Origin of the sequence: Roseateles sp. YR242 (assembly GCF_900109745.1) — a bacterium.
In the GTDB taxonomy this organism is placed as follows: domain Bacteria; phylum Pseudomonadota; class Gammaproteobacteria; order Burkholderiales; family Burkholderiaceae_C; genus Roseateles.
Genome location: NZ_FOAV01000017.1, coordinates 32,543 through 56,912, shown reverse-complemented (window position 1 = coordinate 56,912; position 24,370 = coordinate 32,543). Strand labels below are relative to the sequence as shown.

Below are 24,370 nucleotides of genomic sequence, written 5' to 3'. Positions count from 1 at the left end.
CGGAACAGCGCCTGCTTCTGTGATCAACGCCGCCGCGGTTCACCGCCGCGGCGTTTTTTCATGGGGCTCAGCCCGCCCAGACCTGATGGCGCAGCAAGGGGCTGACGCGATAACGCTCGCTTCGGTAGCTGTTGAACAGCGCATCCAGCATGGCGGCCACGGTTGCCGGGCCCAGGGCCGCGAGCCACTCGAAGGGTCCGGCCGGGTAGTTCACGCCCAGCTTCATTGCGGTATCGGCGGCCTCGGCATCACAGACGCCCTGCCACACGGCATCGGCAGCCTCATTGACCAGCATCGCGATGGTGCGGGCGACGACCAGGCCCGGAATGTCGCGCAGCTCCAACGGCTCCCATCCAAGATGACGGAGCAACTGCCGGGCCGCTTCGCGATGCATGCCGTCCACGCGGGGGGCGAAGGCGATGGCCAGGCCGTCGGCCCGGTCCGGCGCCAGCGGCCAATCGATCACTGCCAGGCTGGGCTGGCGGCGTTGCTGCGCCAGCGCCGCCGCACAGCGGCCATCCGTGAGGTGCAGCTCCAGGCCATGGAGCGCCAGGCCCTGCCAGTCCTGGTCCGGCGCGGCCAAGAAATCCAGGCCGCGATGCGTCAGCCAGCCCGCCAGGCGGTCCACCAGCGGCCCCTGCCCCGCAAGCGTGACGCCAGGCGCGGCGCCGATGGGCGCAGCCACCGGTGGCGGCGCCTCGGGCACACCGTCGTAAAAGCCTTTGCCCACCTTGCGGCCCAGGCGTCCGCCATCCACCAGCGCACGCTGCACCAGCGACGGTTGGAAGCGCTTGTCGCCAAAGTTGGCCTCGAAGACCGACTGCGTCACCAGCGCATTCGTGTCGTGCCCGATCAGGTCCATCAGCTCGCAGGGGCCCATCCGGAAGCCGGCACTTCGCAGGGCACGGTCCACCAGTGCCGGTGGCCCCCCCTGCTCCTGCAGCACCTGCAGGGTTTCGGCGTAATAAGGGCGGGCAATCCGGTTGACGATGAAGCCCGGCGTGGACCTGGCATGCACCGGTGTCTTGCCCCAGCGCCGTGCCAGTTGCTCGATGGCTGACGCGGCCGCGGCGTCCGTCTCGGCGCCCCACACCACCTCCACCAGCTTCATGAGGGGCACGGGGTTGAAGAAGTGCATGCCCACGAGGCGCTGCGGCGTGGCCATGCCGTTGGCCAAGGCGGTGATGCTGATGGAGGAAGTGTTGGAGGCGATGAGTGCGTCCGGTGCCAGCAGGGCATCCAATTCCTTGAGCAAAGCCCGTTTGGGCTCCAGTTGCTCGATGATCACTTCCACCACCAGCGCGGCCCCCGCCAGATCGGCGACGCGGTCCGCAGCCTGCAGCCGGGCCATCACGGCGTCACGTTCCTCGGCGGCCATCCGCCCCTTGGCCACCAAACCGGCCAGGGCCTGGCCGATCTTGCCGATCGCCGCCAGGGCTGCGCCTTCGCGCGCGTCCATCAACTGCACGGGATGTCCGGCCTGTGCCGCCACCTGGGCAATGCCAGCCCCCATCACCCCGGCGCCAATCACCGCGACCGGCGCCTCCGCCGAGACAGCGTTCAGCACGCGCCAGGCCGTGGGGGAGGACGCGGCGCTCATGGCGCTTCTCCCGACGGCGGCAGCCAGGGGGCGGGCTGCTTGGCCAGGAAGGCGGTAAAACCGTCACGCGCCTCCGGCCCGGTGCGCACGCGCGCAATGGTCTGTGCCGTCAGTTCACGCACCTGATGCGTGATCGGGCCCACCGCCAACTGCGCGAGCAAGCGCTTGATCTCCGTCTGTGCCTGCGGCCCGCCGGCCAGCAGATCGGTCACCACAGCTTCCACCGCGGTGTCCATCGCCTCCGCAGCCACCACCTGCTGCACCAGCCCCAGTTGCAGCGCTTCCTGCGCATCGATACGGCTGGCCGTCAGCGCCAGCCGACGCGCTTGCCGAGGCCCGACGGCATTCACCACATAGGGCCCGATGACGGCAGGCAAGATACCGAAGCGGGCTTCGCTCACCGCGAACTGCGCCGTGGTCGTGGCCAGGGCCAGATCACAGGCCAGGGTCAGCCCCACGCCACCGCCCAGCGCCACGCCATGCACCTGGGCGATGGTGGGTTTGGGGCAACGCGCCAGCCCATCCAGCATGGCCGCAAAGCGACGCGCGTCCGCCAGGTTCCACTCCTGGGAGGCCTCGGCGGCCCGCTTCATCCACTGGATGTCCGCACCCGCGCTGAAAGCCTTGCCGGCACCGGCCAGCACGATCACCCGAACAGCGGCGTCTTCACCCAACTGGGCAAACGCCTCGGTGAGGTCGGCGATCATGGCCTCGTTGAAGGCGTTGAACACCTCCGGCCGGTTCATCGTCACGCGCGCCACGCCGCGCGCATCGGTCGCGATCTGCAATGTCTCCACACAAGCTCCTGGGCTTTGCAAGGGCCGCCGTGCCAGCACGCAGCACCCTTGGTGTTCTGTTTGACGGGAGTATCGCAGTCCAGGGAGCGCCTCAGCGCCAGACTTCCGTCACCAGCTCCCTCAGCGCGGTCAGGGCCGGCTCTTCATGGGGCGTGTCCTTTTGCATCCAGCACAGCCAGGTGACGGTGGACCAGTGCGGCCAGAGGCGCAGTTCACCCGCCCGTTCGGCGGCTTCAGCCTGGTCCCGGCGCAGCAGCCCCAGTCCCATCCCGCTGGCCACCATGCCGCGTACGGCACCTTCGGTTTCCGCCATGGGTCCTTGCGGGAGTTCGCGAGACCCACTGGCAAACAGCGCTTCCATGGCCGGGCGCAGCCCGCAGTCCGGCGGCGTGTTGATCCAGGGCAACGCCAGCAGGGCCTGCAGATCCTGGGGCCAGGCAGTCTGCGCCAGTTGAAGCGGCATGGCCACCACCACCTCCAGCCGGCTGAGCCGGTGCAGCCGGATGCCCTCCACCGATTCGTCCGCATTCAGCACGTAGGCGCAGTCCACCTCCCCGCGCCGCAGGGCGTGGATGCTCTGCAGCGACAGGCGCTGGTGAAGCTGCAGGGCCACCTCGGGATGCCGCTGCGCCAGCTGCACCATGACCTCGCCCAGCCGCAGCGCGATCGGGTCGCTCACCGTGCCCATGCGCAACACCCCCTGCACCGCGCCACGGATCTGCGCGGCGGCCTGGCGCATGCGCTGGGCGGCGTCCATCGTGCGACGCGCCTCCTCGGCCAGCCGTTCACCCGCGGGTGTGAGCGCCATGCCGCGTGAGCTGCGCTCGAAGAGCAGCACCCCGAGTTCCTCCTCCAGCGCCTTGATCTGGGCACTGACCGCAGGCACGCTGGTGAACACCTTTTCCGCCGCCCGAGTGAGGTTGCGTTCGGCCACCACGGCCAGGAAACTTTTCAGCTGGTAGAGCTCCATGGCGGCGATTGTGCGGCGCGGCCGCCGGGGGCGCGTTCGGTTTCGCCAAAGCCCCGTTCGGAACAAACGCATGGCCCATGACCGACACGGGCGGGAGACTGCACAGCCGTTCCAACCAAAGGCCGCCATGAACGCCTCTGCTGTTCTCGCCCTTCTCTTCGCCGCCTGCTCCTGGGGCAGCATGTTCCTGGTCTGCAAGCCGGTGCTGGCCCATGTGTCGCCCCTGTGGTTCACCACGCTGCGCTACAGCTGCGCGGTGTTGCCGCTGGCGCTGCTGCTGTGGCGCTTTGGCGACCGGCCGGCGCTCAAGCTGCGCCACCATTGGCGCGCCCTGACCGGCCTGGGGGTGCTGGGTTATGGCTTCTTCGGCGTGTTGACGCTGAGCGGCCTGTCGCTCTCCGTTCCCTCACATGGGGCGGTGTTGATGGCCACCATGCCCCTCACCACCTTGCTGCTTCGGTGGGTGCTGGACGGGCAACGTCCGGGGCTGCGCGTAGCCGGCGCTGCTGTGCTGGCCTTGAGCGGTGTGGTGCTGGTCTCCGGCCTGGCCGGCGGCGGCAACGCCACGCCGCACGCCTTGGCGGGGGACGCACTCACCCTGCTGGGTACGGTGGGATGGGTGCTCTACACCCGGGGCGCTGCGCGGTGGCCGGACTTCAGCGCACTGGAATATTCAGCGCTGACGGCGATCACAGGCGTGCCCTGCCTGTTGCTGGTTGCCATCGGTGCCACCCTGGCCGGGGGGTCGCAGGCGCCGAGCCGGGAGGATCTGGCGGCTGTACTGCCTCATCTGGCCTACGTGGCTGCCATTCCCACGATCGCTGCCGTGCTGGCCTTCAACTACGGGGTCCGACAGCTGGGCGCCGCACGGGCCTCGCTGTTCCTGAACGGCGTCCCGGTCTCCGCCCTGCTGATGAGTGTGGCGCTGGGGCAGCATCCGTCAGCCCAGGAATGGCTGGGGGCACTGCTGGTGATCGCCGCGCTCACGCTGGCCAACCGCTCGGCGCCCACAGCCGCCTCACCCGCGCCCGCACCCTTGCCTGCAGGCGTGCCGCCCTGCCCGACCGCCTGAAGCGCGGCCGCCCGCCAGTTCACGCACCTCGCCCCCCCTTGACCGGGGGGGAGCCTCGCCCCGGCACTCAGCCGCCGCACGCGCCATCCGCCCAGCGGACACGGCAACCGTCGGTGGGCGAATGGGGTGTTTCCCGGGGCTCATGGCTTTTGGCAGGGCGTGCCTTTTGGCATAGGCTGAGCGTTCCGTCGGGCCTGGCCCGCACTCCTTCATGCGCCTGTGATGAAAAAAGCAATTCGTCTGACCCTGCTGGCGGCCGCGATGCAGTTCACCGCCTTTGCCATGGCCGCTCCGCCGCAGTCGGGGCTGGACCTGTCCGGTGCGGACAAGACGGTCCGCCCGCAGGACGATCTGTTCCGCGCCGCCAACGGTCACTGGCTCAGCCACACCGCCATCCCCAACGACAAATCTTCCTTCGGCGCCTTCACCGTGCTGAGCGACCTGTCGGACAAGCGGGTCCGCACCATCGCCGAAGATCTGGCCGCCAAGAAGGCCAAGGCTGGCAATGACCAGAAGATCGGCGATTACTTCAGCGCCTACCTGAACACCAACGCCATCGACAAGGCCGGCCTCGCCGGCGTCCGCCCGCTGCTGGACAGCATCAACGCCATCCAGACCCGCGAACAGCTGGCCACCTGGATCGGCCAGGCCACCGGGGTGGTGAGCACGCCGCTAGGCCTGGACATCGAGGCCGACTACCAGGACCCCGGCACCAACCGTCTGCAGGCTGGCCAGGACGGCCTGGGCCTGCCGGACCGCGACTACTACCTCAAGAAGGATGACGAGCGCCTGGCCAAGGCCCTCGGCGCCTACCGCACCTATCTGGAAACGCTGGCCCGCCAGGCTGGCCTGAAGGACCCGGCGGATGCAGCGCAGCGCGTTCTCGCGCTGGAACACACGCTGGCCGAAGCCCAGTGGGACAAGGTGGACCTGCGTGAACCCACCAAGGTCTACAACCCGATGACGCCCGCCGAGCTGGCCGCCAAGGCGCCCGGCTTCGACTGGAAGGCCTACTTCACCGCCGCCTCGGTGCCCCAACTGGACAAGCTGGTGGTGCTGGAGCCGAGCTACTTCACCGCCGCCGCCAAGCTGCTGGGCGAAGCCTCGCTGGACGACTGGAAGCTCTACCTCACCCTGCATGCGCTGGACGAGCATGCCGAAGTGCTGCCCAAGGCTTTCCGCGACGCGCACTTCGCCTTCCACGGCCAGGCCCTCAGCGGCCTGAAGGTGGACCAGCCGCGCTGGCAGAAGGCCGTGGAGCACGTCAACGGCGCGCTTGGCGAAGCCATTGGCCAGGAATATGTGAAGCGCTACTTCCCGGCGGCGGACAAGGCCCGCATGCTGGCTCTGGTCAACAACCTGCTGGAGGCCTACAAGAGCTCCATCGATGGCCTGAGCTGGATGACCCCGGCCACCAAGGCCCAGGCTCAGGACAAGCTGTCCAAGTACATGATCAAGATCGCGTACCCGGACACCTGGCGCGATTACGCTGCGTTGGACGTGCGCGCCGCCGACGCCCTGGGCAACGCGCAGCGGGCCGCCCGCTTCGAATGGCAGCGCAAGGCCGCGCAGGCCAGCAAGCCGGTGGACCGCCGCGACTGGTTGATGACCCCGCAGACGGTCAACGCCTACTACAACCCCACGATGAACGAGATCGTGTTCCCGGCGGCCATCCTGCAACCCCCGTTCTACAGCCCCCAGGCGGATGACGCGGTGAACTATGGCGCCATCGGCGCGGTGATCGGCCACGAGATCAGCCACGGCTTCGATGACCAGGGCAGCCAGTTCGACGGCAACGGCGCCCTGCGCAACTGGTGGACCGATGAAGACCGCAAGGCCTTCGACGCCATCGGTGCACGGCTGGTGGCCCAGTACGAAGGCTACGAGCCCATCCCCGGCAAGCATGTGAACGGCAAGCTCACGCTGGGCGAGAACATCGCGGACCTGTCCGGCCTGCAGATCGCCTACAAGGCCTACCTGCGCTCGCTGGGCGGCAAGCCGTCCCCGGTGATCAACGGCTACACCGGCGAGCAGCGCTTCTTCCTGGGCTGGGCGCAGGCCTGGCGCCAGAAGCGGCGTGAGGAGCGCGAGCTGACGCTGCTGACCATCGACCCGCATGCCCCGACCGAGTTCCGGGCCAACGGCGCGGCGGTGAACCATGACGGCTTCCATCAGGCCTTCAGGACCAAGGAAGGCGACAAGATGTACAAGGCACCGAACGACCGGATCCGGATCTGGTAATCAAAAAAAGGCGCACCAGACGGTGCGCCTTTTTTCTTTCCGGGCGGTTTGAGCCGCGCGTCAGGTCTGCTTGAACTGCGTGATCAGGTCCTTGTACCAATGGGCGCTGTCCTTCGCCAGGCGCTGCTGGCTGGCGTAGTCCACATGAAAGAGGCCGAAGCGCTTGAGGTAGCCGGAGTTCCACTCGAAGTTGTCGAGCAGGCTCCAGTAGAAATAGCCCCGCACATCCGCGCCAAGCGCCACCGCCTGTGACAAGGCCGACAGGTGCCCCCGCAGGTAGGCAATGCGTGCCTGGTCCGGCACGCTGCCGTCCACCACCGCATCGGCGTTGGCCATGCCGTTCTCGGTGATGTAGATGGGCGGCGGTGTGTATTCGCGGGTGATGCGCAGCAAATGCTGCGTCAGTGCCTGCGGGTAGATCTCCCAGCCCATGTCGGTGAAGCCCAGTTCCCCCGGCGGAGTCAGGCCGGGCTGCTTCGTGCTGATGAAGCTGCGGGTGTAGAAGTTCACGCCCAGGAAGTCCAGCGGCTGCTGGATCAGGGCCAGATCGCCGGGCTGGATCTTGGGGGCGTCCGCTCCGAGGTGCTCGATGATGTCGGCCGGGTACTGGCCCCGGAACACCGGATCCATGTACCAGCGCGTGCTGAGGCCATCATCAATGCGCGCCGCGCGCCGGTCTGCTTCCAGCAGCGGTTCCGCTGGGAAGGAGGGCGTGAAGTTCAGCACGATGCCCAACTGCGCCTTGGGGCCGACCGCACGCATCGCCTGGATGGCCGCGCCATGCGCCATCAGCAGATGATGCGAGACCTGCGCGGCCTCGGCCCGGCTGGTGTGGCCCGGCGCGAACTGCGCGGTTTCGTAGCCCAGTGTGGCGGAGCACCACGGCTCGTTGAGCGTGGAGATGCTGGCCAGCCGGTCGCCGAAGCGGCGCGCCACCTCGGCACCGTATTCAGCAAACAGTGGCACCACGTCGCGGGAGAGCCAGCCGCCGATGCCGTCTTCCAGCGCCTGCGGCAGGTCCCAGTGATAGAGCGTGGCATGCGGGCGGATGCCTGCTTCCAGCAGCTTGTCGATCAACCGGTCGTAGAACGCGAAGCCGGCTTCGTTCCAGGCTCCCCGGCCTTGCGGTTGCACGCGCGGCCAGGCGATGGAGAAGCGGTAGGCGTCCAGGCCCAACCAGCGCATGAGGTCCACATCCTCACCGTAGCGGTGGTAGTGGTCACAGGCCACGTCGATGTTGGAGGCGTCCTTGATGCGGCCGGGCTGGGCGCAGAAGCGGTCCCAGATGGACTCCCCCTTGCCGTCCTCCCGGCCCGCGCCCTCGATCTGCGCGGCGCTGGTGGCCGAGCCCCATTGGAAGTCGGTGGGCAGGGTCGCGATCAGGTCACGGATGAGCGCGGTTTCGGTGGCGGGGGTGGCGTCGGTAGGCTGCATGGTCTTTCTGTTCATGGCAAATACAAAAGCAGGGAGTCGCGCGGCCGTGGCGCGCAGTCTGGCGTGAACGATTCCGGCCGGGCGCTCCCATCACCTGCCCGTCAGAAGTTGTAGCCCGCGTTCAGGCCGAAGGTGCGCGGCGCGGCGTACTGCGCCACCCAGATCGGGTTGGCAAAGGTGCCGGCACTGCCCGCGCTGGTCTTGATCTTTTCGTCGCTCACGTTGCGCACGAAGACATCCGCATACCAGTTGCGCTGCGAGCTGTAGCGCACGCTGATGTCGGCCGTGGAATAAGCCTTCTGGCGGTCGCCATCACCCAGGTTGAACACCGACAGCCAGTTCGCGGTCTGATAGTGGTAGCTGATGCGCGGCGCCACGCTGTCCCCGTTGGAGAGCGGGAAGCTGTGCTCATACATCAGCTGCAGCGCGAACTTGGGCGCGTGCGGCAGTTCGTTGCCCGTGACGTTGACGCAGTTGCCACCCAGCGTGGTGTCGAAGCAGGTGGGCAGGGCGTAGTCGTTGGAGGCCGCCACCAGTTGACCCAACTTGGTCTTGGTGTAGCTGGCGCTGAGCTGCAGCTTGTCGTCCGGCGTGATCAGCACGGCGGATTCCAGTTCCAGCCCGGAGACCTTGGCACCTTCCGCATTGCTGTAGGCGAACTGGCGGTTGCCGTTGACGATGACCGGTGCGCTGAACTGGAAGTCCTTGAACTTCATGTGATAGGCGCTGGCGTTGAACGTCATGCGGCCGTCCCACAGCGTGGTCTTGTAGCCCAGCTCGTAGTTGGTCAGTGTTTCGGGGCCGTAGTGCAGGCCACCGTCGCCGGAGCCGCCCGACTTGTAGCCGGTGGAGACACTGCCGTAGACCATCGCCGTCTTGCTCAGGTCATAGGCGGCGCGGCCCAGCCAGGTGGTCTTGTTGCCGGTGTAATGGGCGTCGTTGATGTTGCCGGCGGTGTAGCCATTGGCCGGGATCGTCGGATCCACCGAGGGGTTCAGCGGCACCTGCGGTGCGGTGGCATCACCGGCCCAGAACCAGCCGCGGCCGCCCTTGTTCTTGCGGTCGTCGTGGGTGTAGCGCAGACCGCCGGTGACGTGGAAGGCCTCGGTCAGGTTCCAGGTGGCCTGGCCGAACACGGCCTTGGAATCCACCGTCTCCTTCGGCTGGATGAAGGAACCCTGCCAGCTGACGGTGCCCTGCTGGGTACCGTTCATGATGGGGATGTCGAAGCGGATGCCGTTGTCTTCAGCGGCGTAGTACAGGCCCAGCACCCAGTCGATGGTCTGGCGCTCATTGCTCTGCAGCGTCACTTCATGGCTGTGGCTGGTGTACTTGCTCCAGACGGTGTTGTCCGCCTGTTGCGGACCACCGGTGGTGAAGCTGGTGGGCACGTTGACACCAAAGTCCTGGTCATAGGTGCCAGAGCCCTTGAAGTGCGTGTAGCCCGCCACGTAGGCCAGGGCCATGCCACCGAGGTCATATTCGAGCCGGCTGCGCAGCGAGGTCGAATCGCGCTTGAGCGACGGTGCCGTGTCGATCAGGGCGGACCAGAACTTCTCGCCTTCGCGAGGCGTCTGCATCAGGCTCATCGATGGCGTGCCACGGTCGGCGAACTGCTCCAGCGAGATGTCCCAACGCAGCTTGTCACTGGGCTTCCACAGGAAGCTCACACGTGCAGCGGTCTGGTCCTGGGCGTTGTACTTGGGGCCGCCCTGCACAAAAAGGGCCGTATTGATCGGCTGGAATCCGACCGCAGTGCCGCCATTGGCCACATAGGTGGCATAAGCGGCCTGCTGGTCCGCCAGGGCGACGTTGGGCGCCTTCTGGTAGGACACGTAGCCGTCGTGCTGTTCATGGATGAAGGCCACGCGTGCCGCGGCGGTGTCGCCCAGCGGGATGTTGACCGCCCCCTTCACGCCCAGGCGGCTGTAGTTGCCAGTGCCGCCTTCGACATAACCGGACGTGTCGCGCAGCACCGGCTTGGCCGTCTTCATGTTGATGGTGCCGACGGTGGAGTTGCGGCCCCACAGCGTGCCTTGCGGGCCGCGCAGTACTTCGATGCCATCGAGGTCAAACAGCATCGTGGCGGCGCCCTCGGGGCGCGGCGCAAAGACGCCATCAACGAACAGGGCCACTTCCGGGTCCGCGTATTCGGTCTTGGCGCTGTCGTTGCCGATGCCGCGCAGCGTGATGCTGACGATGCCGTGGTCCCCCTGCCCCGTGCCCTGCATGCTGGGCACCAGGTTGAAGACGTCCAGCATGCTCTTCACGTGCGCATCTTCCAGCGTGCTGGAGTTGATGGCCGTCACGGACACCGGTGTCTTCTGCAGCGAGGTGCTGCGCTTGGTGGCCGTCACCAGCACCTGCGGCAGGGCCTGCTTGCCGTCGGCCTTCACCTCCGCCGTGGCACTGGTGCTGCCCTGCGGCGCCGATTCCTGCTGGGGTGCCGCCTGGGGTGCCGGCGACTCGGGGGCTTGCTGGGCGTGGACCGCGCCAGCCATCAAGGCCAGTACGGCCATCTGGACGGGAGTGACCAGCCCGATGGCGGGCCGGCGGGACGAAGCTGTTGTCATGTTGTCTCCTGGGTGGCTTTCGAGAAGCTCTTGAAGGGTTTGAGAAAGCACTGCATTCCTGGCCCGAGCTGCGGCTGCAAGGGGTACAGAGCTTCCGTTTCTTCTAATTTGGCTGCATCCTAGGCAATGGCTGACAACGTTGTCAACGGAAAGATTGACATCGTTGTCATTCCGGGCACTATCATTTACCCGTAGTCCGCTTTCGGCCCAGGCCAGGCTCAGAGGGCCGATGGCCACGGTGATCGCGAACGACTGATGCCTTTGCACCACAGACAACAAACACGGAGACAGGCAGGCATGAAGGCAATTGACGACATTCTCATCGTCGGCGGCGGCACCGCCGGCTGGCTGACGGCGGCATTCCTGGCGCAGCAGCTGGGCACGGCGCATGGCGGCGTGCGCATCACGTTGGTGGAGTCCAGCGACATCGGGATCATCGGCGTGGGTGAAGGCACCTTTCCCTCCATCCGCGGGACGCTGTCGGCCATCGGCATTCCAGAAGCGCGCTTCCTGCAGGCCTGCTCGGCCACCTTCAAGCAGGGGGTGCGGTTCAACCATTGGGTACGGCCTCCCGGTGCGGAGGGCAGCGACCACTACTTTCATCCGTTCAGCCTGCCCAGCCAGCGACCCGGTGCGCCCGAACTACTGCCCTACTGGCTGATGGGTGAAGCCGGGCCGGAACGCGCTTTCGCCGAAGCCGTGACGCTGCAGAAGGCCGTGGTGGAAGCGCGCCACGGCCCCAAGCGCGTGACGGATGGCGACTACCTGGGCCCGCTGAACTACGCCTACCATTTCGATGCCGGCCGTTTTGCCGGGCTGCTGGCCGAGCAAGCCCAGGTGCTGGGGGTGCAGCGCCTCATTGCAACCGTGGACCGCGTGGACCTCGATGAACAGGGCGCTATTGCGGCCGTTCACACCCGCGAGGCGGGCGTGCTTCGCGCCGGGCTGTATGTGGATTGCAGCGGCTTCCACGCGCGGCTCATCGGCGAGGCGCTTGGATCGCCCTTCACCTCGCTGAACGATGTGCTCTTCGTCGATCGCGCACTCGCAATGCAGGTGCCCTACGACCGGCCTGATGCTCCGATCGCTTCCTGCACCCTGTCAACGGCCCAGGAGAATGGCTGGATCTGGGACATCGGCCTGCAGGAGCGGCGCGGCATCGGCCATGTCTACAGCAGCCGGCACACCGATGACGACGCGGCGGAGCGTGAGCTGCGCCGTTATATCGGCTCGGCGGCGGAGGCATTGAGCCCTCGCAAGCTCACACTCAACGTCGGTTATCGCGAGACCCAGTGGGTGAAGAACTGCGTGGCTGTGGGGCTGTCCGGCGGCTTCCTGGAACCGCTGGAATCCTCCGGCATCGGGTTGATCGAAACAGCGGCTTACCTGATTGCGCAGCTGTTCCCGTTTGATGGCGACACGGCCCCAGTGGCGCGGCATTTCAATCGTTTCATGGCCGATCGCTACGCCCGCATCGTGGATTTCATCAAGATGCACTACGGCCTCACCCAGCGTCGAGACACCGCCTTCTGGCGGGACAACGCCGACCCAGCCTCCTTCCCCGACAGCCTGCGCGACAAGCTCGCCATGTGGCGCCACCGGCCGCCCCAGCGGCTGGACTTCATCACCGACGTGGAGATGTACCTGCCCGCGAGCTGGCAATACGTGCTGTACGGAATGGAGTACGACACGCTGCTGCAAGGTGCGCGGCACGCGTGGCGCCGTGCGGACGAAGCGCGACGGGAGTTCAGCACGATTGCCCAGTTGGGCGCGCATGCGGTACGGGACATGCCCCGCCACCGCGATCTCATCGACCAGATGTTGAACCGCGCGGGCCTGAAGATGGCGGCTTAGGGTGGCTTACGGCGGCTCGGGGCGGCTCTCAGGCACCCTTGCGCGTCCGGGCCGGCTTGTCCACGGAGGCCGCGGTGGAGTCGCGCACGATGAGCTCGTGCTTGAGCACACGGTGCTGCACCGGCTTGGCCGGGATCCCCGAGGCGTTTTCACCCATTCGCGGCGTGGCCACCAGCAGGTCCACCGCCGCTCGGGCCATCTCGTCCATGGGCTGCCGCACGGTGGTCAGCGGCGGCCAGACCCGGGCGGCGGCAGGCGTGTCATCGAAGCCGGTGATCGAGAGGTCACCCGGCACCTCCAGCCCGAGGCGCTGCGCAGCCACCAGGACACCGAGCGCCATTTCATCGTTGCTAGCGAACACGGCGGTTGGCCGCTGCCGGCGGCTCAGCAGCTGATAGGCCGCCTCCACGCCGGAGGGGAAGGTGAAGTCCCCCTGCACCACCAGATCCTTGTCGAGGGCGATGCCATGCGCCTTGAGCGCTGCGGCATAACCCTGGTAGCGCCGCCTGGAAGCGACCTGCTCTTTCGCCCCCTTGATGATCGCGATGCGTTGATGGCCAAGGCTGATCAGCAGGTTGGTGATCTCTTCTGCGGCATGCACGTCATCCATGCGGACGCTGGGATGCTCGGGGTCATCCGCTGCGGGTGAGATGAGCACACACGGCGTGCGGCTGTCCCGCAGTGCCTTGAGCACCTGGGGGTTGTCGCACAGCGGTGGGGTGAGGATCATGCCGTCCGGCCGCAAGGCGGAGACCATGCGGTCCACCTGCACCGGAAGATCGGGCGCGTCGTTGTGCAGGGACTCCACCACCAGGTGGTACCCGGCCTCCCGGCAGCGCAGCGTGGCGCCCTGCTGGACGCCGCCGACGAAGGCGGCACTGGGGTCGTAATACAGCAGACCGATGAGAAAGGAGCGGCCACCGGCGAGGCTGCGGGCGGACTGCTTGGGGCGGTAGTTGAGCCGATCCACCACCTTCTGCACCTGGTCCCGCGTCTCGGCGTGGACACCGGCCTCCCGGTTCACAACACGGGAGACAGTCTTGATCGACACCCCCGCCTCGCGGGCAACGTCGATGATGGTGGCGGGCTTGGGCATGAGCGCGATTCTGTCGCAATGTGCTGCCCGCCGCAGAAGCCTCATGTCTGCAGAGCGTCACTTGTGCAGCGCATGTGCGGCGCATGCATGACGCGCTTGAATAATGTGGAGCGGTGAGCGTCGGGAGGGAGAGCCGCAAAATCAGCCCCGACATCTGCTTCGACGTCAGCCCCAGCATCAACCCTGAAATTGGCACCGGAAAATTGGCGCCGGAAATGGGAAAGGCCAGCTTGCGCTGGCCTTTCAGATTTGGTGCCCAGGAGAGGACTCGAACCTCCACGGAGTTACCCGCTAGTACCTGAAACTAGTGCGTCTACCAATTCCGCCACCTGGGCTTTCAGGATTTATTCGTTGTTCAACTTCTGGCTACTTGCTACGCAAACATATTCACGAGGAATTTGCTTGAAGCTTTTGCTGCGTCGTTCAACGAAGAATTGGACTGTAGCACAGTTTGATTACTTGGCAAGCCATTTACGGCCCCCAATTCGTTGTTCCCAATCGACCGTGCGGATCGAAGAGCATTTGTACGCGGCCCGCCCAATCCAGGACGGAAGGCGCCACCTGCCGCCAATGCGCCCGGTAAGCCTCCTGCAACTGCGGCCCCACGCCATGTTCTGCGCTGATGGAGCCACCATGCGCGGCCACCAACCGGTACAGACCTTCCCGCAGGGCCAGTTCTTGCGCGGGCTCCAGGGGGCCGGCCTGGGCGGGCCACACCATGTTGAAGTGCATGCCACCGTCGCCCAGATGGCCGAAGTCCGCCAGGCGCAGTTCGGGGTGATTCAGCGCCAGCCATGCCAGCCCCTCCTCGCGAAACACCATGAAGGCCCGGCGTGGCAGCGACAGGTCCAGGCCGATCACCTTGCCCTGCGCGCGCAAGCCTTCGCTGATCCGGTGACGCAGGCCCCAGATCGCTTCATCCGCTTCCAGCACCGCATCCGCCACACGGCCGCTCTCGAATTCACCTTCGAGCCACCCCTGCAGCAGGCCATTCAGATCCAGTTGATCGGCCGGCAGGTCACTGCTGAGTTCAATCAGCAGTGCGTACGCCGGCAACTGCCCGCTGAACCAGCGCGCCAGATCCTGCCCATGAAGTCCGGCCTCCAACGCGGCGCGGCTGATACCTTCAAAGGCCGACACCAGGCCACCCCAACGCTGCATCACCGTCTGATAGAGGGGGAACACCGGTGCGAGCCCGCTGGGTGCCACCAGCGCGACGGCCCGCTGGCGCGGCAAGGGGCTGAGCTTGAGCGTGGCCTCGGTGATCACGCCCAGGCTGCCGGACGAGCCGATGAAAAGCTGCCCCAGCGCGAGCGCAGAGTTGTCTTTCTGCAGACCCTGGCCGCAACGCAGCACCTGCCCCGCAGGCTCCGCCAGCACCACTTCCAGGCCCAGCGTGTTGGCCCGCACGTCGCCATACCGCAGCATGCGCGTGCCGCCCGTGTTGTGGGCCAGCATGCCGCCGATGCTGGGGTCCGCACTGAGGTCCACCGGGAACCACAGGCCATGCTCGGCCAGGCGCTCATTCACCTCGGAGAGCCGGAAGCCGGACGAAAGCCGCAAGGTCCGGTCCAGCACATCCAGCTCAAAAACCTGCTTCAGGCGCTCGGTGCTCAGCAGCACGTCCCGCGTGGCATCGCCGGGCGTGCCGGCCCGCACCAGCCCCGTGTGCGCACCTTGCGGCACCACCCGGGCGTCGTGCGCCACCGCCATCTCCATCAATGCGGACACCTCCGCCACCGTGGACGGACGCACCAGCCCGGCCGCCTGTCCTGCCCCGTACCGGGCCGGCTGCAGATAGCGGGGCTCGATGGACGCCCCTTCCTGCACGTTGGCATCGCCACACAGGATGCGCGCCTGGGCCAGCAGGTCCTTCAGCATGCGGCGGGCTCGTCGGCGGCCGCACTGCCGGCGGTCATCTTGAAGATGCCGGTGGCGTTGCCTGCGTCAAAGGCGAGATCCAGCGCCGACGACCCTGGCATGGGTTCACGCTGGATGAACTCATGGAAGCTGCCCGGCACTTCCAGCATCACGCGTTGGCCACGGTCATGGAACTCGCGCATCACCCGAGCGGCGCGGAAGGCCGTCTGGCGCACCCGCCCGGTCGCGGAGGTCTCCACGCTGTCCTTCACCGGCCGGCCCAGCGCACGCTGCGCCTCGGCCACGGCGGCCACGTCCTTCACCCGGTCGGTCGCATGATTGAAGGCATTGCCCTCCGTGGAGATCCAGGCCATCTCGGCGGATTCGCTCAGCAGTTGCTGATAGTCATCCGCCTCAAAGAGCCCATGGTGGCGGGCAAAGCAGGCCATCAGATGCGGCAGCAAGACTTCCGCAGCTGCCAAGGGCAGTTGCCGGTCTCGCGCCAGTTGTTCCAGCAGTGCCACGTCCGCTGGCGAGAGCGGGTCTCGGGCGCTGGCCAGCACCCGCGACACCGTTGCCTGGAAGCCCGCCGAGAACCGTTCCGGATGCAGCTCGGAGACAAAGTACTGCGCAATGTCCTCCGGCAGATCCACATGCCGCCACGCGCGGCCCGTCATCTTGAGCCGCGTGAGGGGATAGGTGGCCGCCAGCTCGAAGCCCAGCGGACGCAGCACCCGCGTGATGGACGCCTCACCCGGTGGCAAGGCGCCACTGGGCCAGGCCACCGTCCGCAAGGCACCGTGGTCGAACACCAGGCGCTCGCCGGTACGCTGTAGGTCAGCCACATAGGCTGACGCCATCGGCACCCGCCGCGTCACGTCCAGGAACAGCGCCATGTTGAGCGCCTGAGCCAACTCGGCCCGGCTCACCTGCTCGCCCACGGGGCGCAGCAGGGCCGGCACCACCTGCAGCTGCGCGAAGGCCTGCCGCGCCGGCACCTCGCCCAGCGCCACGGTCAGCAGCCGGAAGACGCCCGTGTGTTCAAACGCTGCGCTGGCCTCAGACATCGAACTTCACACCCTGCGCCAGCGGCAGCTCGCGCGAATAGTTGACGGTGTTGGTGGTGCGGCGCATGTAGGCCTTCCACGCATCCGAGCCCGATTCCCGGCCGCCGCCGGTTTCCTTCTCGCCACCAAAGGCCCCGCCGATCTCGGCGCCAGAGGTGCCGATGTTGACGTTGGCAATGCCACAGTCCGAGCCGGTGGCGCTCACAAACGTCTCCGCCTCGCGAATGTCGTTGGTGAAGATGGCGGAGGACAGCCCTTGCGGCACGTCGTTCTGCAGGGCAATCGCCTCCTCCAGCGTCTTGTACTTCAGCGTGTAGAGGATGGGCGCAAAGGTCTCCTGGCGCACCACGGCGGTCTGCGCCGGCATGCGCACCAGCGCCGGCACGGCGTACCAAGCCTCCGGATATTGCGCTGCCAATGCACGCTCACCGCCACTTACCTCGCCGCCCTGTTCACGTGCGGCCACCAGCGCCGCCTGCATGGCGTCAAAGGCCGCCTTGTCGATCAGCGGGCCGATCAGGTGGCCGGGTTCGATCGGGCTGCCGATCTTCAGCTGCGCGCGGGCGCGATCCAGGCGGGCCACCAGCTCGTCATGGATGGATTCATGCGCGATCACCCGGCGGGTGGTGGTGCAACGCTGCCCGGCCGTGCCGTAGGCGCCAAACAGGATGCCGCGCACGGCCAGGTCCAGGTCGGCACTGGGCGTCACGACGATGGCGTTGTTGCCGCCCAGTTCCAGCAGGCAACGGCCGAAGCGCGCCGCCACACGCGGGCCCACGGCGCGGCCCATGCGGGTGGAGCCGGTGGCGGAGACCAGCGCCACGCGCGTGTCGTCCACCAGCGCCTCGCCCACCGCCGCGCCGCCCACCACCACCTGCGACAGGTGCGCGGGCGCGTCGGCAAAACGGGCCACGGCCTTGTCGAACAGTGCCTGCGTGGCCAACGCCGTCAGGGGCGTCTTTTCGCTGGGCTTCCAGATGCAGGTGTCGCCGCAGACCAGTGCCAGCGCCGCGTTCCAGGCCCACACGGCCACGGGGAAGTTGAAGGCGGAGATGATGCCCACCACGCCCAGGGGCAGGTACTGCTCCATCATGCGGTGACCGGGCCGCTCGCTGGCGATGGTCAGGCCATGCAGCTGGCGCGACAGGCCGACGGCGAAGTCGCAGATGTCGATCATCTCCTGCACTTCGCCCTCACCTTCACTGGTCACCTTGCCGGCCTCCAGGGACACCAGACGCGCCAGGTCCGCCTTGTGGGCGCGCAGCTCCTCGCCAAACAGGCGCACCAGTTCACCCCGCTTGGGGCCGGGCACCTGGCGCCAGGCCAGGAAGGCCGCCTGGGCGCGGCCCACCGCCTCGGTCATGTCGCCGGCGCCGGCCTCGGACAGCGCGCCAATCACGGCGCCGTCGATGGGGCTGCGGACAGTCAGGGAGCCCCCGGTGAAGGCGGCGGTCGGCACGCCCAGGGCGGCCAGCAGGTCGGTGCTTGAAATGCTCATGGGTGGATTCTCCTTCAGCCGATGGACTCAACCTGACGGGACTGCTGATAAGCCTGCCCGAAACGGTTGGCCAGGAAGTCCGGCAAGGCCACTTCCTCCTGCCGGATGAAGCCGCGCTGCGGCAGCCGGCCTTCACGGAACAGGTCCACCGCCGCGCAGATGCCGGCCGCCGTGGTGATCTGGATGGCGGACAGCGGCTGCTCGCCGTCGCGCTGGGCGAAGATCTTGCGGGCGAACACCTCCTGCATCAGGGTGCCATTCTTCATCCCGGAGACCGTCACAAACACCAGCACCACATCCTGCATGGTGGCCGGCATGCTGCGGCGCATGATGTCCTTGAGCGTCTGCTGGTCATTCTTTAGCTGCAGGTCGTCCAGCAGCAGCATCATCAGGTCGCGGTGTCCGGGGTAGCGAACGGTCTTGTAGTCCAGGTTGCGCACCTGGCCGGACCAGGTCTCGCACAGCGTGCCCAGGCCACCGGAGGTGTTGAAGGCTTCGTACTCCACCCCGTCCAGCGAGAAATGCTCCAGCCCTTCCAGCGGCAGGGCAGAGATGGCCGTGCCGTCGTGAATGGCTTCGCAGGGGTGGCAGTACTCGTTGATCAGACCGTCCACGCTCCAGGTCAGGTTGTACTTCAGCGCATTGGTCGGGAAGGCCGGCAGTGCACCCACCCGCATCTTCACGTCATGCAGCTCGTCAAAGCGCTTGGCCAGGTGGTGCGCCACGATGCCGATGAAGCCCGGCGCCAGGCCGCACTGCGGCATGAACGCCGTCTTGGCGCCTTCGGCAATGCGCTTGATCTCCTTGGTGGCGGCCACGTCCTCGGTCAGGTCGAAGTAGTGGCAACCTGCCTCCAGCGCCATGTGCGCGGCCGGGATGGCCAGGTGATAAGGCAACGCGTTGACGACGCTGTCCTGCCCACGCAGCGCCACGGCCAGGGCGGCTTGCTGTTCGGTATCCACCTGCTGCGTGCCGATGCCTTCGCGGGCCAGCAGCGCCAGCGCCTGTTCGCTGCGGTCCATCACGGTGACCTGATAGTCGCCGCTGGCGTGCAGCAGGCGTGCGATGGTCTGGCCGATGTGTCCGGCGCCCAGCAGTGCCACTTTCATGAGTCGACTCCTTGTTCCTTGTCCGAGGGATGCGATGTGCAGAAATTCACCGCCAGTCTCCCCAGAGCCACTGACGAAAGAAAGCGCCAGATCGTCGATAAAGCCTGCTAGCCTGACGTTTCGTCATCCAGTTCTGTCAGATCGTCGAAACCAAGGGTTTGTCATGAGTGCTCGCAAGACCACCGCCGCCGCGCCGGCCCCTTCCGCCGCCGAGACCCCCACCCCCATGCTGCGAGACCGGGTGGACCGCGACCTGATCACCCTGCTGCAGGCGAATGCGCGTGAATCCACCGCCAACCTGGCACGCAAATTGGGCATCGCCCGCACCACGGTGGTGGCCCGCCTGGCCCGGTTGGAGGCGGACGGCCTGATTGCGGGCTACACCGTGCGGCTGGGGGGCCAGGCGGTGGAGCGTGGCGTGCAGGCATTTGTGGGCATCACGGTGGAGCCGCGTGCAGGCCGGGAGGTGGTGAAGAAGCTTTCACGGCTGCCCGAGCTGCGCCAGCTCGCCTCCGTCAGCGGCGCCTTCGACTACATGGCCACACTGCGTGCGGACAGCACCGCGCGTCTCGATGAACTGCTCGATGAGATTGGCGAGATCGATGGCGTGATCAAGACCAACACCTCGGTGCTGCTGGCGCTGCGGGTGGACCGAAGTGTCTGAAGTCACGGTGGGGGGCGACAGAAGTCGTAAGCACATCCAACACCCCTGTGAGCGTGCGTAACGCACGGCAAGCACACGTGCGGGCGGTCAACGGATCTTGCTGGCACGGCGTTTGCACGATACGTTGGCAAGCTCAAGGAGCGCACCATGTTGAAGATCGCCCCCACCGCCAAGCGCGGACATCCCGTGATGATCGGACTCAAGGCATTGGGCCTCATGGCCCTGGCCTGGGGTGCCGTCTATCCTGCCCTGCTCTGGGGCCTGGGTACGGTGTTGCCCTGACGCTGGCGATTCACGCCCCACACCCAGGGTCCCATAATGAAAGCCCCCCTCCACCTCCACGCCCCCGTGGCTGACGCCACGTCAGACCGGCGCCGGGCTGCCGCTCGCCGCCTTTGGCGACGACGATTGCTGCGCACCGCCAGCATCGTGCTGGCCGTGGCGGTGGTCTGGGCGGCGATGGCCTTGCTGAATGAAGCCGAGGGGGACCTGCGACAGGTCCGCGCCCCGGATACCTCCGCTGGCGCCACCCGGTTGGCCTGAGCGAATCAACGCTCCGCTCCCGCTTCCAGCGTCGCCATCAAGGGTTGGCCCGGGCAGCGAGCGTCTGCCTGACCGCCGCCCCCGGTTGCTCGCATCACCTGCTCACACCACCCGCCGGCGTTGCCACACCATCAGCCCGAAGCAGGCCGCAGCCACCAGCAGCCCGCCGACGAACTGCGGCGCGGCGGCTGACTGAAGGCCCAGCAGCATGTCCTGAGGCGCCCAATCCGGAAAACGGTACAGCGCTTCGTACAGCTCTTCGATCGGAAAGTCGTGCGTCCCCTCCGGAAATGAGGCCAGGCCAGGCGCACCGCTCACGATCGAGATTCGGGCGCCCTCGAACTGACGCACCAGCACGGTCATCGCGCCTTTGCCGTCATACAGCTTGATAAGGCCGCCCACGCCAAACATCAGCAGCGGCGCCCCCCAACGCTTGAGCCAGGCGCCGGCAGCCATCAAGGCCAGCACGAAGGGCGAGAGCCACAACAGCGCCAGGACCAGGCCCAGCGTCAGGCGTGCCAGCAACCAGAGCGCCGCATGGCCCACGCCCAGCCACTGCATCTGGCGCAGGCCGTCAAGCCCCAGTTCCTTGAAGGTCATCGCCACACCCACCACGGCCCCGCCGGCCATGGCCAGGACGAGTGCACACAGGGGCAGAAGCACGCCATGGGCCAGCAGCGGGGCGGCCAGGCTCTGCGAATCACTGCCGGGCAGCGACTTCCAGAACTCGATGGAGCGGTCCTGCTGATCCCGGCGAGGCATGCTCATCAACTGATAGAAGGTGGACGCCAGGGTCAGCGCCATCACCAGGCCCATGGTCAAGGCGGCGCTGATCAGCGCCACGGGCTCGGGCGTGAGCGCATCCAGCCCGCTCACCTGGCTGAAAGGCACCAGGGCCAACAGCACCACGATCGGGATCAGGATGATCGCCATCCAGCCCCAGCGGTATTGCATCCACTCGCGCAGCAGCAGCGTATTGAAGGTTTTCATGAGGGTCTCCGCGCGGTCAGGCTTCACGCGCCTGGATTTCGGGCTTGCGGGTCAGGGCCATGAACAGGTCCACCAGGTTGGGACGCAGCCGCTGGCCGAGGTGGGCGATGGCTTCCGGCGGAGCGCCGTCGAACAAGGCGGCGGGGCGGCCCTGCACCCGGTAGCGCAGCAGCGGGTGGCTGGCGGCCACGGCGGCGGCGGCATCCGGGTCGTGGGAAAGCGCCACGAAGCGGGAGTCGATCTCCGCCAGGCTGATGTTGAGCACCAGCTTGCCTTCGTCCAGCATCATCACATCCGAGAGCAGCGTCTCCACCTCTTCCACCTGGTGGGTGGAGATGATCACGCTGCGCTCGCCGTCGCACCACTCGTCGATCAGCATCTCGTAGAAGCTCTTGCGGGACATCACATCCAGCCCAAGCGTCGGCTCGTCCAGCACCATGAGCCGGGCGTCGATGGCGGCCACCAGGGCCAGGTGCAGCTGGGTGACCATGCCTTTGGAGAGCTGCTTGACCTTGTCGCGCTCGCCTACCGAGGTACGGCGCAGCAACGTGCGGGCCCGGTCGGCTGAGAACTGGGGCTGCAGCCCACTCATCAGGGTGATGAGATCACTGACACGCGCCCAACGCGGCAGCACGGCCACATCCGGGATGTAGCAGAGCGAATCCAGCAACTGGCCGCGATGGGTGTGCGGGTTCACGCCCATCACCTTCAGCTCCCCCTGGAACGGCTTGATGCCGACCAACGCCTTCATCAGCGAAGTCTTGCCGGCGCCGTTGTGGCCCAGCAGGCCGACCACCCGGCCGGGCGGAATGCTGAAACTGGCATCCTGGAGGGCGACCTTGCGGCCGTAACGGAGGCTGAGGTTGTGGGCCTCGATCAGGTGGGTCATGGGTGCTCCCGTAGCGCTGGCTGTCGTCATGCGTCCTCCCAGGAAAGGTCCTCCGGGCGCAGGCCCAGTCGGTGCAGTTTCTCCCGAACACGCGGCCACTCCTCCTGCAGGAAGTGTTCCCGTTCCGTCTCCAACAGGCGGCCCCGGGCGCCGGCGCGGACATACATGCCCATGCCGCGGCGGCTTTCCAGCAGGCCTTCGTCCACCAGGGACTGGAGGGCGCGGCTGACGGTCAGGGGGTTGATCACATAGCGGCTGGCCAATGCCCGGACCGAGGGCATGGCATCGCCTTCATGAGGGTCGCCGTCCAGGAGCTGCGCGGCCAGTTGGTCGGCAAGCTGCTGGTAGATCGGCGCGTGGTCGTTCCAGCTGGTCATCGGGGGAGGCGCCTCCGCGGAGGGGCGCCGGTGTGTTGGTGAGGTAGCACACCATAACGATAAGGGCGGGGGTGGGGCTAATTGAGGGCGACGAAATGCAGGAAGGAGGGGATGAGATGCAAGTCAGGGACCCGGCTCACTGTGGGTTCTCATTCGATCTCGAAGTTTTTGCATTCGAGTCGGAACCGAAGCCCCAACGTGACTTCCAAGCACGCTTACGATGCTGAGTGGACCTATCCTGTATCAAAACAACGAGATCCTGTAGGGAGGACTCATGACTGAAGCTGCCGCACCTAAGCGCGCAAGACCCGAACCCATCATGGAGCTTGATCTGGGAGGCAACGGGGGCTTGCTGGCGCCGTCGGACCTTGCTGAGCTGCAGCGGTGGATCGACACTGAGGTGCAGTTCTGGGCGTGGCTCCCGCTGCGCAATTTCGGTCAGGCAAGCGCGGCCGCCATCGAGGCGTATTCATACCTCGATGAAGCGCAGAGTCACGTCGACGCAGCGATAAGCAAATCCGGCAGCCAGACCAGCGAGTGGATTGCGTCGCAGCTGGAGACCGTGAAGGCTCACCTAACGAGCGCCTTCATTTCCAGAAGGCTCCCGCATAGCAGCACGCCAATCGGGAAACGGGTTCACGCCTTCATGAAAGGGGCTGGCGACGAAGCGGCAAGCTACTACCTCCTGCCATTCTTGGACAACCTGAATCAGTTGCAGGCCCATAGCTACGCGCCATCCACCCTTCAGGGGTGGCATGGAGCAGTTGCAGGCCAAATTGATCGGCACAACCTCATGCGGACCCTCGAGAAGGGGCGCGCCGATGCCGCGGAGCAAGCGGTAGAGCATCTGCGGCAAAAGACAGAAGCGCTTCTGGGCGAGAAGGGGCGCGCCATCGAGCAACTGCACCGCGCCTACGAGGTGACTGAAGACCTCGCTGGAACTTTGATTACAAGGCACGAAGGCGCCTTCGATGAAGCGCAAGCAGGACGTCACGCTGCCTTCGAAGAACTTCAGACCGAGCACACGACCTCGATGGAGACGATCCGCCAGACCTTCATTGACGGCATGGCCATGCGGGCTCCTGCCACCTACTGGACCACCAAGAGGTCACAGCACGCGGCAGCGAAGGCGATGTTCGCCTGGATTACCTTCCTTGGCATTGCGGCCGCGCTGCTCGCTCTATGTGGCGCCGTGGGATTGATGCTGCACGACTTGCCCGCCACCGCTGCACATCCGCCAGCGTGGCAGATCGCGGTCTTGGCCTTGGGGGGCCTCCTCGTCATCTGGGCGCTGCGCCTCATCGTAAGGATGTACCTCAGCCATATTCACCTGGAGCGGGACGCGGATGAGCGGGTTGTGATGGTCCAGACCTACCTAGCGCTCTTGGAGGCGAAGGCGCTCGATAGCAATGAGCACCGCCAGTTGATCCTCAACGCGCTGTTCCGACCCGCGTCCGATGGAATCGTGAAGGACGAGGCTCTGCCGTTCTCGGTGGCAGAAGTGCTAACGCGCTCCGGCAAGTCGTAGGTAAGTATTCGCCCAATCCACCTTGACAGACGCATTCAATGAAGTCAGTTCATCCATCCGAATGGCGTCCAGCGACACGACGGCAACTGTGCAACCCGGCTGGCCGGCTGCGGTGGCAGCATCTCAATCGCGTCGCGGAGGTAGACGTGGGGATCAAGCCCGTCGAGCTTGGCCGACTGGATGCGGCTCATCGCCGCACCTGGCCGCG

Annotated in this window: 21 protein-coding genes and 1 tRNA gene; 7 read left to right on the top strand and 15 right to left on the bottom strand. The window is 66.5% G+C overall.

Annotated features, from left to right (window positions below; genetic code table 11):
- Positions 1 to 67 precede the first annotated feature (67 nt).
- From BMY53_RS22680 to BMY53_RS22670, 3 genes are all read right to left on the bottom strand, one after another.
- Positions 68 to 1,600 (bottom strand): 3-hydroxyacyl-CoA dehydrogenase, encoded by a 1,533-nt coding sequence (locus BMY53_RS22680; protein WP_092948985.1) that lies wholly within the window; start codon positions 1,598 to 1,600, stop codon positions 68 to 70.
- Positions 1,597 to 2,397, bottom strand: a complete 801-nt coding sequence (locus BMY53_RS22675) for an enoyl-CoA hydratase-related protein (RefSeq protein WP_092948983.1) — start codon at positions 2,395 to 2,397, stop codon at positions 1,597 to 1,599. The genes BMY53_RS22680 and BMY53_RS22675 overlap by 4 nt, the downstream gene beginning before the upstream one ends.
- Positions 2,398 to 2,488: 91 nt before the next feature.
- Positions 2,489 to 3,367: a LysR family transcriptional regulator gene (locus BMY53_RS22670; RefSeq protein ID WP_177201006.1), complete on the bottom strand. Its 879-nt coding sequence runs from the start codon at positions 3,365 to 3,367 to the stop codon at positions 2,489 to 2,491.
- 127 nt (positions 3,368 to 3,494) lie between these two features.
- Between BMY53_RS22670 and BMY53_RS22665 the strand changes: the two genes are divergently transcribed.
- Positions 3,495 to 4,439, top strand: coding sequence for a DMT family transporter (locus tag BMY53_RS22665; RefSeq protein WP_092948979.1), 945 nt, complete (start codon positions 3,495 to 3,497; stop codon positions 4,437 to 4,439).
- A 222-nt stretch (positions 4,440 to 4,661) separates the two neighbouring features.
- A complete protein-coding gene (locus BMY53_RS22660) occupies positions 4,662 to 6,680 on the top strand; it encodes a M13 family metallopeptidase (protein WP_092948977.1) in 2,019 nt (672 codons plus the stop codon).
- 60 nt (positions 6,681 to 6,740) lie between these two features.
- Here BMY53_RS22660 and BMY53_RS22655 read toward each other — a convergent pair whose 3' ends face one another.
- Both BMY53_RS22655 and BMY53_RS22650 read right to left on the bottom strand, forming a co-directional pair.
- Positions 6,741 to 8,114, bottom strand: a complete 1,374-nt coding sequence (locus BMY53_RS22655; protein ID WP_092948975.1) for a GH1 family beta-glucosidase — start codon at positions 8,112 to 8,114, stop codon at positions 6,741 to 6,743.
- A gap of 101 nt (positions 8,115 to 8,215) precedes the next feature.
- Complete coding sequence (locus tag BMY53_RS22650; protein WP_092948973.1) at positions 8,216 to 10,687, bottom strand: TonB-dependent receptor; 2,472 nt, start codon at positions 10,685 to 10,687, stop codon at positions 8,216 to 8,218.
- Between the two features lie 297 nt (positions 10,688 to 10,984).
- Between BMY53_RS22650 and BMY53_RS22645 the strand changes: the two genes are divergently transcribed.
- Positions 10,985 to 12,541 carry a tryptophan halogenase family protein gene (locus BMY53_RS22645; RefSeq protein WP_092948971.1) on the top strand — a complete coding sequence of 519 codons (1,557 nt, stop codon included), beginning with the start codon at positions 10,985 to 10,987 and terminating at the stop codon, positions 12,539 to 12,541.
- A 28-nt stretch (positions 12,542 to 12,569) separates the two neighbouring features.
- Here the strand turns inward: BMY53_RS22645 and BMY53_RS22640 are convergent, their stop codons facing one another.
- The 6 genes from BMY53_RS22640 to BMY53_RS22615 all read right to left on the bottom strand — a co-directional run bounded on the left by BMY53_RS22640 (position 12,570) and on the right by BMY53_RS22615 (position 19,171).
- Positions 12,570 to 13,637: a LacI family DNA-binding transcriptional regulator gene (locus BMY53_RS22640; protein WP_092948969.1), complete on the bottom strand. Its 1,068-nt coding sequence runs from the start codon at positions 13,635 to 13,637 to the stop codon at positions 12,570 to 12,572.
- A 250-nt stretch (positions 13,638 to 13,887) separates the two neighbouring features.
- Positions 13,888 to 13,972: transfer RNA gene (locus BMY53_RS22635), tRNA-Leu, on the bottom strand.
- Between the two features lie 136 nt (positions 13,973 to 14,108).
- Positions 14,109 to 15,518, bottom strand: coding sequence for an FAD-binding oxidoreductase (locus BMY53_RS22630; protein WP_092948967.1), 1,410 nt, complete (start codon positions 15,516 to 15,518; stop codon positions 14,109 to 14,111).
- A complete protein-coding gene (locus BMY53_RS22625) occupies positions 15,512 to 16,564 on the bottom strand; it encodes a 2-oxoadipate dioxygenase/decarboxylase family protein (RefSeq protein WP_092948965.1) in 1,053 nt (350 codons plus the stop codon). The genes BMY53_RS22630 and BMY53_RS22625 overlap by 7 nt, the downstream gene beginning before the upstream one ends.
- Positions 16,557 to 18,062 (bottom strand): L-piperidine-6-carboxylate dehydrogenase, encoded by a 1,506-nt coding sequence (locus BMY53_RS22620; protein WP_092948963.1) that lies wholly within the window; start codon positions 18,060 to 18,062, stop codon positions 16,557 to 16,559. The genes BMY53_RS22625 and BMY53_RS22620 overlap by 8 nt, the downstream gene beginning before the upstream one ends.
- A gap of 14 nt (positions 18,063 to 18,076) precedes the next feature.
- Complete coding sequence (locus tag BMY53_RS22615) at positions 18,077 to 19,171, bottom strand: saccharopine dehydrogenase family protein (RefSeq protein ID WP_092948961.1); 1,095 nt, start codon at positions 19,169 to 19,171, stop codon at positions 18,077 to 18,079.
- A gap of 226 nt (positions 19,172 to 19,397) precedes the next feature.
- Here BMY53_RS22615 and BMY53_RS22610 point away from each other — a divergent pair, with 226 nt between their 5' ends.
- The 3 genes from BMY53_RS22610 (at position 19,398) to BMY53_RS25715 (ending at position 20,378) form a co-directional block, all read left to right on the top strand.
- Positions 19,398 to 19,835 (top strand): Lrp/AsnC family transcriptional regulator, encoded by a 438-nt coding sequence (locus BMY53_RS22610; protein WP_092949047.1) that lies wholly within the window; start codon positions 19,398 to 19,400, stop codon positions 19,833 to 19,835.
- A gap of 147 nt (positions 19,836 to 19,982) precedes the next feature.
- Positions 19,983 to 20,117, top strand: coding sequence for a hypothetical protein (locus BMY53_RS26550; RefSeq protein WP_255370337.1), 135 nt, complete (start codon positions 19,983 to 19,985; stop codon positions 20,115 to 20,117).
- Between the two features lie 36 nt (positions 20,118 to 20,153).
- On the top strand, positions 20,154 to 20,378 hold the full coding sequence (locus BMY53_RS25715) for a hypothetical protein (protein WP_143074194.1): 225 nt from the start codon (positions 20,154 to 20,156) through the stop codon (positions 20,376 to 20,378).
- A 102-nt stretch (positions 20,379 to 20,480) separates the two neighbouring features.
- Here BMY53_RS25715 and BMY53_RS22605 read toward each other — a convergent pair whose 3' ends face one another.
- The 3 genes from BMY53_RS22605 to BMY53_RS22595 are packed head-to-tail and all read right to left on the bottom strand — an operon-like array spanning position 20,481 to position 22,634.
- Positions 20,481 to 21,368, bottom strand: coding sequence for a hypothetical protein (locus tag BMY53_RS22605; RefSeq protein ID WP_092948959.1), 888 nt, complete (start codon positions 21,366 to 21,368; stop codon positions 20,481 to 20,483).
- A 16-nt stretch (positions 21,369 to 21,384) separates the two neighbouring features.
- Positions 21,385 to 22,257: an ABC transporter ATP-binding protein gene (locus tag BMY53_RS22600; RefSeq protein WP_177201005.1), complete on the bottom strand. Its 873-nt coding sequence runs from the start codon at positions 22,255 to 22,257 to the stop codon at positions 21,385 to 21,387.
- A 26-nt stretch (positions 22,258 to 22,283) separates the two neighbouring features.
- Positions 22,284 to 22,634, bottom strand: coding sequence for a GntR family transcriptional regulator (locus BMY53_RS22595; RefSeq protein ID WP_092948955.1), 351 nt, complete (start codon positions 22,632 to 22,634; stop codon positions 22,284 to 22,286).
- Positions 22,635 to 22,908: 274 nt separating this feature from the next.
- Between BMY53_RS22595 and BMY53_RS22590 the strand changes: the two genes are divergently transcribed.
- Positions 22,909 to 24,162 carry a DUF6161 domain-containing protein gene (locus tag BMY53_RS22590; protein ID WP_092948953.1) on the top strand — a complete coding sequence of 418 codons (1,254 nt, stop codon included), beginning with the start codon at positions 22,909 to 22,911 and terminating at the stop codon, positions 24,160 to 24,162.
- A 44-nt stretch (positions 24,163 to 24,206) separates the two neighbouring features.
- Here the strand turns inward: BMY53_RS22590 and BMY53_RS25710 are convergent, their stop codons facing one another.
- Positions 24,207 to 24,353 carry a transposase domain-containing protein gene (locus BMY53_RS25710; RefSeq protein WP_143074193.1) on the bottom strand — a complete coding sequence of 49 codons (147 nt, stop codon included), beginning with the start codon at positions 24,351 to 24,353 and terminating at the stop codon, positions 24,207 to 24,209.
- Positions 24,354 to 24,370: the final 17 nt, after the last annotated feature.